Origin of the sequence: Clostridium sp. (genome assembly GCF_040797585.1) — a bacterium.
In the GTDB taxonomy this organism is placed as follows: Bacteria; Bacillota; Clostridia; order Clostridiales; family Clostridiaceae; genus Clostridium_Z.
Window position 1 is genome coordinate 1 of sequence record NZ_JBFNEO010000122.1, and the last position, 8,355, is coordinate 8,355.

7 protein-coding genes are annotated in these 8,355 nt (G+C 30.3%); 3 read left to right on the forward strand and 4 right to left on the reverse strand.

Annotated elements, in window-relative coordinates; all coding sequences use genetic code 11:
* The 3 genes from mutL to miaB all read right to left on the reverse strand — a co-directional run.
* A partial coding sequence (mutL, locus tag AB2369_RS08775; protein WP_367666104.1) for a DNA mismatch repair endonuclease MutL occupies window positions 1-889 on the reverse strand: 889 nt, incomplete at its 3' end.
* 13 nt (window positions 890-902) lie between these two features.
* Window positions 903-3,539: a DNA mismatch repair protein MutS gene (gene mutS / locus AB2369_RS08780; RefSeq protein WP_367666105.1), complete on the reverse strand. Its 2,637-nt coding sequence runs from the start codon at window positions 3,537-3,539 to the stop codon at window positions 903-905.
* Between the two features lie 67 nt (window positions 3,540-3,606).
* On the reverse strand, window positions 3,607-4,938 hold the full coding sequence (gene miaB, locus AB2369_RS08785; protein ID WP_367666106.1) for a tRNA (N6-isopentenyl adenosine(37)-C2)-methylthiotransferase MiaB: 1,332 nt from the start codon (window positions 4,936-4,938) through the stop codon (window positions 3,607-3,609).
* 265 nt (window positions 4,939-5,203) lie between these two features.
* Here miaB and AB2369_RS08790 point away from each other — a divergent pair, with 265 nt between their 5' ends.
* Genes AB2369_RS08790 through AB2369_RS08800 form a run of 3 tightly spaced genes read left to right on the forward strand, consistent with a single transcriptional unit; the run spans window position 5,204 to window position 7,841 of the window.
* The gene (locus tag AB2369_RS08790) at window positions 5,204-6,391 is read left to right on the forward strand and encodes a PLP-dependent aminotransferase family protein (RefSeq protein WP_367666107.1); all 1,188 of its coding nucleotides are present in this window, start codon (window positions 5,204-5,206) and stop codon (window positions 6,389-6,391) included.
* Between the two features lie 59 nt (window positions 6,392-6,450).
* A complete protein-coding gene (locus AB2369_RS08795) occupies window positions 6,451-6,603 on the forward strand; it encodes a hypothetical protein (protein WP_367666108.1) in 153 nt (50 codons plus the stop codon).
* A 41-nt stretch (window positions 6,604-6,644) separates the two neighbouring features.
* Window positions 6,645-7,841, forward strand: a complete 1,197-nt coding sequence (locus tag AB2369_RS08800; protein ID WP_367666109.1) for a pyridoxal phosphate-dependent aminotransferase — start codon at window positions 6,645-6,647, stop codon at window positions 7,839-7,841.
* A gap of 32 nt (window positions 7,842-7,873) precedes the next feature.
* Here AB2369_RS08800 and AB2369_RS08805 read toward each other — a convergent pair.
* Window positions 7,874-8,355 (reverse strand): GNAT family N-acetyltransferase (locus AB2369_RS08805; protein WP_367666110.1); only part of this gene is annotated, 482 nt, incomplete at its 5' end.

Sequence of the window (8,355 nt, forward strand, 5' to 3'; positions counted from 1 at the left end):
CATCTACATATTCTGGAAAAATATCAATAAATAATATGAAAAAGGGGAATTTATTGATAGTTAAAAATGACTTAAATGCATTTTCTACCGCAGTAGTTATAGTTTTATTTTTGATATATCTATTATTAACAAATATACTTTGATATGTTCTACTGCCTCTGCTTATTTCTGAATTTCCTATATATCCATGGACAGAAACTAAATCACTAACTCCTTCAAAGTATATTAGATTCTCACTTATATTCTTGCCATAAATAGCTCTTACTATATCTATATAGTTATTATTTCCATAAGTAGTTATAATCCTTTTACCATTGTTAATAAGGGTTATACTGACACTAGGATTAGATAAAGCTATTTTACTCACTATATCGTTTATAAGAGCACTTTCACGAGAGGTACTCTTCATGAATTTTTTTCTAGCAGGCACATTAAAGAATAATTCTCTTACTTCTACAACAGTTCCATTATTACATCCAGTTTCTTTGATATAATTTATAGTTCCACCTTCTACAAATATCTCACGTCCAAAATCAAACTCCTCAGTTTTTGAGAAGAGTTTAACCTTTGAAACAGCAGATATACTAGCTAAGGCTTCTCCTCTAAAGCCTAATGTATTTATAGAAAAAATATCATTTATCTCTTTTATCTTACTTGTTGCATGAGGGAGAAATGCCTTTTCAATATCATCAGGATGAACACCAAGTCCATTATCTATGATTTTTATTAGGCTCTCTCCTCCATTTTCAACTTCAATGGTTATTTTGGTAGCTTTAGCATCAATACTATTTTCTACAAGTTCTTTTACAACAGAGGATGGCCTTTCAACCACCTCTCCTGCTGCTATTTTATTACAAGTTTCTATATCTAAAAGATTTATTCTCTTCAATGGTTCACCACTCCTAATTTAACTCCTTAGCCTTTTTAACTAAATTGAATAAGGTGTTTATAGCATCTATTGGTGTCATAGATAAAATATCTATATTTTTTATATCTTCTATTAGATTATTTTCCTTAACATCCGTAAAAGATAATTGTTTTGGCTCATTGACTACATCTATGGCTACTTCTTTATTATTTGATGGTTTAGTAGATTTATCAGTGACTTCTACTATACTTTCTTTATTAATATTATTATTTTCTAAAGAAGACAATATGTCCTTAGCTCTTTCTATAACTGATTTAGGAAGACCAGCAAGCCTTGCTACTTCAATACCATAGGATTGATCAGCACCACCTTCTACTATCTTTCTTAAGAAGATTACGTTATTATCTACTTCCTTAACTGCTACAGAGTAATTTTTAACCCCAGATATCTTCCCTTCTAAATCTGTTAATTCATGATAGTGGGTAGCAAATAGGGTTTTGCATTTTAAAGCATTGCTAGAACATATGTGCTCTATAACTGACCAAGCTATACTAAGTCCGTCATAGGTACTAGTTCCACGACCAACTTCATCTAATAATACTAAGCTCTTTGAAGTTGCATTATTAAGTATATTAGACACTTCCCACATTTCAACCATAAATGTACTTTTACCACCAGATAAATCATCTGATGCACCTATTCTAGTAAATATTTTATCACAGATTGATATTTCTGCATAATCTGCTGGCACAAAGGAGCCAATTTGAGCCATTAGTGTTATTAATGCTACCTGTCTCATATATGTTGATTTACCAGCCATGTTAGGACCTGTAATTATTAAAAGCTGCTTATCATCTTTATTGATTTCTGTATCGTTACTTACAAAATCACCTTGTGGTATAACTTTTTCCACCACAGGATGCCTACCATTTTTTATGTTAATAGCATCCTTAGTAGTTATTACAGGTTTTGTATAGTTATTATCTAATGCTATTTTAGAAAAAGATAATAAACAATCTAATTCTGCTAATAATTTTCCACTCTTTTTCATTCTATCTATTTCTTTTTCAATTTTATCTCTAATATCTACAAAAATATTATACTCAAGGGCTATAAGCTTTTCTTCAGCTCCTAGTATCTTTTCTTCAACTTCTTTAAGATCCTCAGTTATGAACCTCTCTGCATTAGAAAGAGTTTGCTTTCTAATATATCTACCCTCAGGAATTGAGGAGTAATTCGCTTTAGATATCTCTATGTAGTATCCAAACACTTTATTGTAACCAACCTTTAAGGATTTAATTCCTGTAAATTCTCTTTCTTTATTCTCTAAGGTAGCTATCCACTCCTTACCATCGGTTTTAGCACTTCTAAACTCATCTACCTTTGTATTATATCCAGTCTTTATTATATTACCATCCTTTATTGATAAGGAAGGGGTATCCTCTATAGCCTCATCTATTAGGTCAAAAATATCCCTAAGATCATCTAAGTTATCATACATATCTTTAAATAGCTTTCCCTTAAAGTTTGAAATTAAACTTTTAATAGGTGGAATGTTGCTTATAGAATTCTTTAAGGACATAAGTTCTTTAGCATTTACACTTTTAGCAGCAATTTTACCAAGTATTCTTTCTATATCGTAAACACTTTTTAGGCTATCATAAAGATCTTCCATTAAAGACAGATTTCCTAAAAGCTCTTCTACGCTTTCTAGACGATTTTCAATATGAGATTTACTTATAAGAGGCTGCTCTATCCATCTTCTTAAGGTTCTACTTCCCATAGCTGTAGAAGTTTTATCTAGAACCCATAATAGACTTCCCTTCTTTGTCTTATCTCTTATATTTTCTGTAAGTTCTAAATTACGTCTAGAATTTATATCTATAGTCATGGTATCTTTTATATTGTAAAACTCTATAGAATTAATATTAGATAAAGCGAGCTTCTGAGTATCTAATATATAAGCAATTAAAGCAGAAGATGAAAATAAACATATTTCTTTACTTTCAATATACTTTTCTCCTAAATTGCTACTAAGTAAATTTATATTTTTATCACAATTAAAATAATCATCATCTTTCTCAGTTAAAGATAAATTAAATTCAAGTATTCTTTCCTTTATTTCATCCTTAATACTAGAATTAAGAATAATTTCTTTTGGCTTAAACTTAGATATCTCATCAAAGATTACTTCAAAAGAGTTTCTAAAGGAGGTATTATAAAACTCTCCTGTGGATATATCAGCAAAGCTTATAGATACAAGGTTATCTTCCTCTTTTACATAAAGGCTCATTATAAAATTATTTTTACATTCATCTATAAATGCCTCATCTGTAAATGTACCAGGAGTTATAACACGTATAACATCTCTTTTAACTATTCCCTTAGCTGTTGCCGGGTCTTCCACCTGTTCACATATGGCTACTTTATATCCCTTACTTACTAATCTTCCTATATAAGCATTAGATGCATGGAATGGTATACCACACATAGGTGCCCTTTTTTCAAGTCCACAGTCTCGACCTGTAAGTACTAACTCTAGTTCTTTTGAGGCTATTTCAGCATCCTCAAAAAACATTTCATAAAAGTCACCTAATCTAAAAAATAATATACAATCTTTATAATTTTCCTTTATTTGAAAGTATTGTTGCATCATTGGAGTTAATTTCATTGTTTCATCACCCTTTAATAAAAATATATAAAAAGCTCTTATAATTATAAGAGCTTTTTATAATAATTTAAATTTCCTCTCCAATTAAGGAGAAGGAATTAGCCTTAGTTATTTTAACATTAACAAGACTTCCTATGCTATCCTCATTACCTAAAAAGTTAACAAGTTTTCCACTTCTAGTTCTTCCTGAAATTTTACTAGGATCTTTAAAACTTTTTCCTTCTACCAATACCTCTACATTTTTTCCTTCGTAGAGCTTATTGTTATTTGCACAACCTTCATTTACAGCTTCTACTAATCGATTAAATCTGTTATGCTTAACTTCATCTTCTATTTGATTTGTCATTCTATCTGCTGGAGTATACTTTCTTCTTGAATATATAAAAGTAAAGGCAGCATCATACTGAACCTCTTTAACAAGACTTAAAGTATCCTCAAAATCCTCTTCAGTTTCTCCAGGGAATCCAACTATTATATCTGTAGTTATAGCTACACCTGGTATTTCCCTTTTAATTTTTTCTATTGTATCTAAATAATATTCTCTTGTATAGTGTCTATTCATCTCTTTTAATATTCTATTAGATCCACTTTGAACTGGTAAATGAATTTGTTCGCATAATTTATCACAATCACGTATAGCATATATAACCTCATCAGATATATCCTTTGGATGAGAAGTCATAAATCTAACTCTTTCTAAACCTTCGATTTCATTCACTCTTCTTAAAAGGTCTGCAAAGGTTATTGAAGGCTCTAGCCCTTTACCATAAGAGTTTACGTTTTGTCCAAGTAAAGTTATTTCTTTATACCCTTTACTTATAAGTTCCTTAATTTCATTTTCGATATCTTCTGGTTTTCTACTTCTCTCTCTTCCTCTAACATATGGAACTACGCAATAGGTACAGAAGTTATTACAACCATACATTATAGTAACGAAAGCTTTTAAATCGCTTTTTCTATCTATAGGAAGCCCTTCTACAATATCAGAATGCTCAGATTCAATTTCGCTTACATGACTTTCCCCTTGCTTTACTCTATTTAAGTATTCTGGAAACTTATATGCATTATGAGTTCCAAAGATTATATCCACATGAGGATACTTTTTCATTATCTCTTCTGGAACCCCCTTTTGTTGCATCATACAACCACATACTGCAATTACAAGATCAGGATTCTTTTCCTTAAGCTTTTTAAGAGCTCCAAGATTTCCATGTACCTTAAATTCTGCATTTTCTCTTACACAGCAAGTATTAAAAATTATTATTGATGCTTCATCCCTTACTAATGTACTTTTATACCCCATATTTTTTAACATACCAGAAAGCTTTTCAGAGTCTTCCTCATTCATTTGACATCCCCAAGTTTCTATATAATATCCCAAATTTCTTCCTTTTTCCATGATTCCTCTCCTTGTTCTAAATATTACACCTAATTAATTATATATAATTTGTAAGTTTTTTTAAAGCTATTTCGTATATTATAGATTTTCATAGTAATAAATTAAAATGTAAACCTTTTAATTTTTGAATAATTAATTAAAATTCATATTAAATTTCATCATATTAAAATAAATAATTGAAAGTAGAAATTTGTAGAAGGAATATTTTCTGAATTGTAGAATAAATAATAATATAATAAGCTAAATATAAGTGGGGGTGCAATTTATGAATTTTAAATTTGCTGAAAGAACATCAAATATAAAAGCGTCAGAAATAAGAGAGCTATTAAAACTAACAGAGGAGCCACAGATAATTTCATTTGCAGGTGGACTTCCTGCGCCAGAATTATTCCCAGTTGAAAACATGGAAAAAATAGCTGCAAAAGTTATTAGAGAACAAGGAAGAGCTGCTCTTCAATATACTACAACTGAAGGATTTACTCCTCTTAGAGAAATTATAGTAGAGCAAAGATTAAAACCAATAGGAATCAATGCTACTGTAGATAACATTCTAATAACTAGTGGATCTCAACAAGCTTTAGAATTCACTGCAAAATTATTCGTAGATAAAGACGATGTAATAATTTGCGAAAGTCCAAGTTATCTTGGAGCTATAAATGCTTTTAAAGCTTATGAGCCAAAATTTGTAGAAGTTCCAATGGATGAAGATGGAATGATAATGGAAGAGCTTGAGAAAGCTTTAAAGGAGAATCCAGGTGCTAAGTTTATATACACAATACCTGACTTCCAAAATCCATCTGGTGTTACAATGTCTATAGAAAGAAGAAAACGTTTAACTGAAATTGCTAAAGAGTATAATATCCCTGTAGTTGAGGATAGTCCATATGGAGATTTAGTTTTTGATTGTGAAAGATATCCTACTATAAAGAGTTTTGATACAGAAGGATATGTTATTCACCTTGGTACTTTCTCAAAGACTTTCTGCCCTGGTCTTAGAATAGGTTGGGTTTGTGCTTCAGAAGAGATTACTCAAAAGTATACCTTATTAAAGCAAGGAGCAGATCTACAATGTAGTACCTTAGATCAAAGAATAGCTGCACAATATATGAAAGAGCATAACTTAGATGAGCATATAGCAAAGATATGCGAAACTTATAAGAGAAGAAGAGACTTAATGATTAATGCTATGACAGAATATTTCCCTAAGGATATAAAGTTTACTAATTCTAAAGGGGGATTATTTACTTGGGTTGAGCTTAGAGAAGATTTAGATTCTGCTGATATATTAAAGGAAGCCCTTGCAGAGAATGTGGCTTTTGTTCCAGGTTCTTCTTTCTTCCCAAATGGAGGATGTAAAAACTTCTTTAGACTTAACTACTCTAGTATGACAGATGATAAAATAGTAGATGGAATAAAAAGACTAGCAAAAGTTATAAATAAATATTATAATTAATATTAAAGATTGAATAAATATCTCTCCTTAGGAAATAATAGCCCTAGGGAGGGATATTTATGTATGATGCTAAAACTGAAGAAAAAGAAGATGTCAAAGATATAAAATACTTTGAATCCATAGGTGACAGAGGATATTTTTATAATCCTGTTCCTTATTCACTAGGAAGAACAAAATTATCTTACGTACCAAAAGAAAATTTATTTGAATAGTAAATTATACTTATAAGGTTATTTTAAGGGGGCTTTTTTCTATGAATTTATCAAAAAGAATTAAAGACATGCAATTTTCACCTATTCGTAAGTTATCTCCTTTTGCTGATGAGGCCAAAAAACAGGGTAAAAAGGTTTATGGTCTTAACATAGGACAACCAGACATAGAGACTCCAAAAGAGTTCTTTGAAGTAGTTCAAAAGTTTGATGATAAAGTTTTAAAGTATGCTAATTCTCAAGGAATAGATAACTTAATAGAAAGCTTTATAGAATACTATAAAGAATGGAACATAAACTTTAATAAAAATGAACTTCTAATTACTTATGGTGGAAGCGAAGCTATACTATTTGCTTTAATGGCTATCTGTGATGTAGGAGATGAAATACTAATTCCTGAACCATTCTACACAAACTATAATGCATTCAGTGAGTTAGCTGGGGTTAATATAAATTCCTTTATGACAAAGGCCGAGGAAGGATTCCATCTTCCAAAGAAAGAAGAAATAGTAAAGCATATAACTGATAAAACAAGAGCTATTCTTGTATCTAACCCTGGTAATCCAACAGGTGTTGTGTATACCTATGAAGAGGTTAGACTACTTGCAGATATAGCTAAGGAATATAACATTTATATAATATCCGATGAAGTCTATAGAGAATTTATTTATGATGATTTAAAATATACTTCTGCTATGTATATGGAGGATGCAAAAGATAGAGTTATATTAGTAGATAGTATATCAAAGCGTTATAGTGCTTGTGGAGCTAGAATTGGGGTAATTGCATCTAAAAACACAGAACTAATGAGTCAAGTATTAAAGCTTGGTCAATCCAGGCTATGTGTTCCTACAATAGAGCAATTAGCGGCTGCAAACCTTATAAATACTCCAAAGGATTATTTTAAAGAGGTAAAAGCAGAATATGAAAGAAGAAGAAACATAATGTTTGAAGGACTTATGGATATTGAAGGAATAGTTTGCAAAAAACCAACGGGAGCTTTCTATGTTGTTGCAAGCTTACCAATAGAAGATGCAGAACATTTTGCTAAATGGCTATTAACAGATTATAGCTATAATAATAAAACAGTTATGGTAGCTCCAGCAGAAGGTTTCTATGCAACTGAGGGACTTGGCAGAAATGAAATAAGACTCTCATACTGCTTAAACAGCGATGACTTAAAAGATGCAATGAATATCTTAAAAAATGCTCTAGATAAATATAAAGAAGATTATAAATAACACAATAGGCTACCCTGTACTCTCAGGGTAGCCTATTTACATAATGTCCAATTAAACATGTAATTTTCTTCTTTAAAACCTAGTTTCTTATACAAATTTAAAGCAGTATAATTATCAGCATAGCATCGGATTCTTACATCTTTAAATTTTAAATCTTTACATTTGTTGATAAGAGATTTCATTAATAAGCATCCTAATCCACTATTTCTATACTCTTTTAGAATACCTACATTTACAATTAAAGGCTCTTTATTGCTTAATATTATTTGTCCATATCCTACATACTTATTATTAGCTTTTATGAAAATAGATCCATTTTTAACATAGAAATTCTGTTTCTCCTCATAAAATATATCTTCTAAAGTTAAAGGTATACGATTTTCATCATGAAAAACTGAATTTTGTATATTACATCTCAGCTCCTCATGGCGGGATTCTTTAAAATTTTCTATGGAGTCATCATTTATAGGAAACTTTTCTATGTCTTCTATAGATAATCTTAACTCTATAAAAG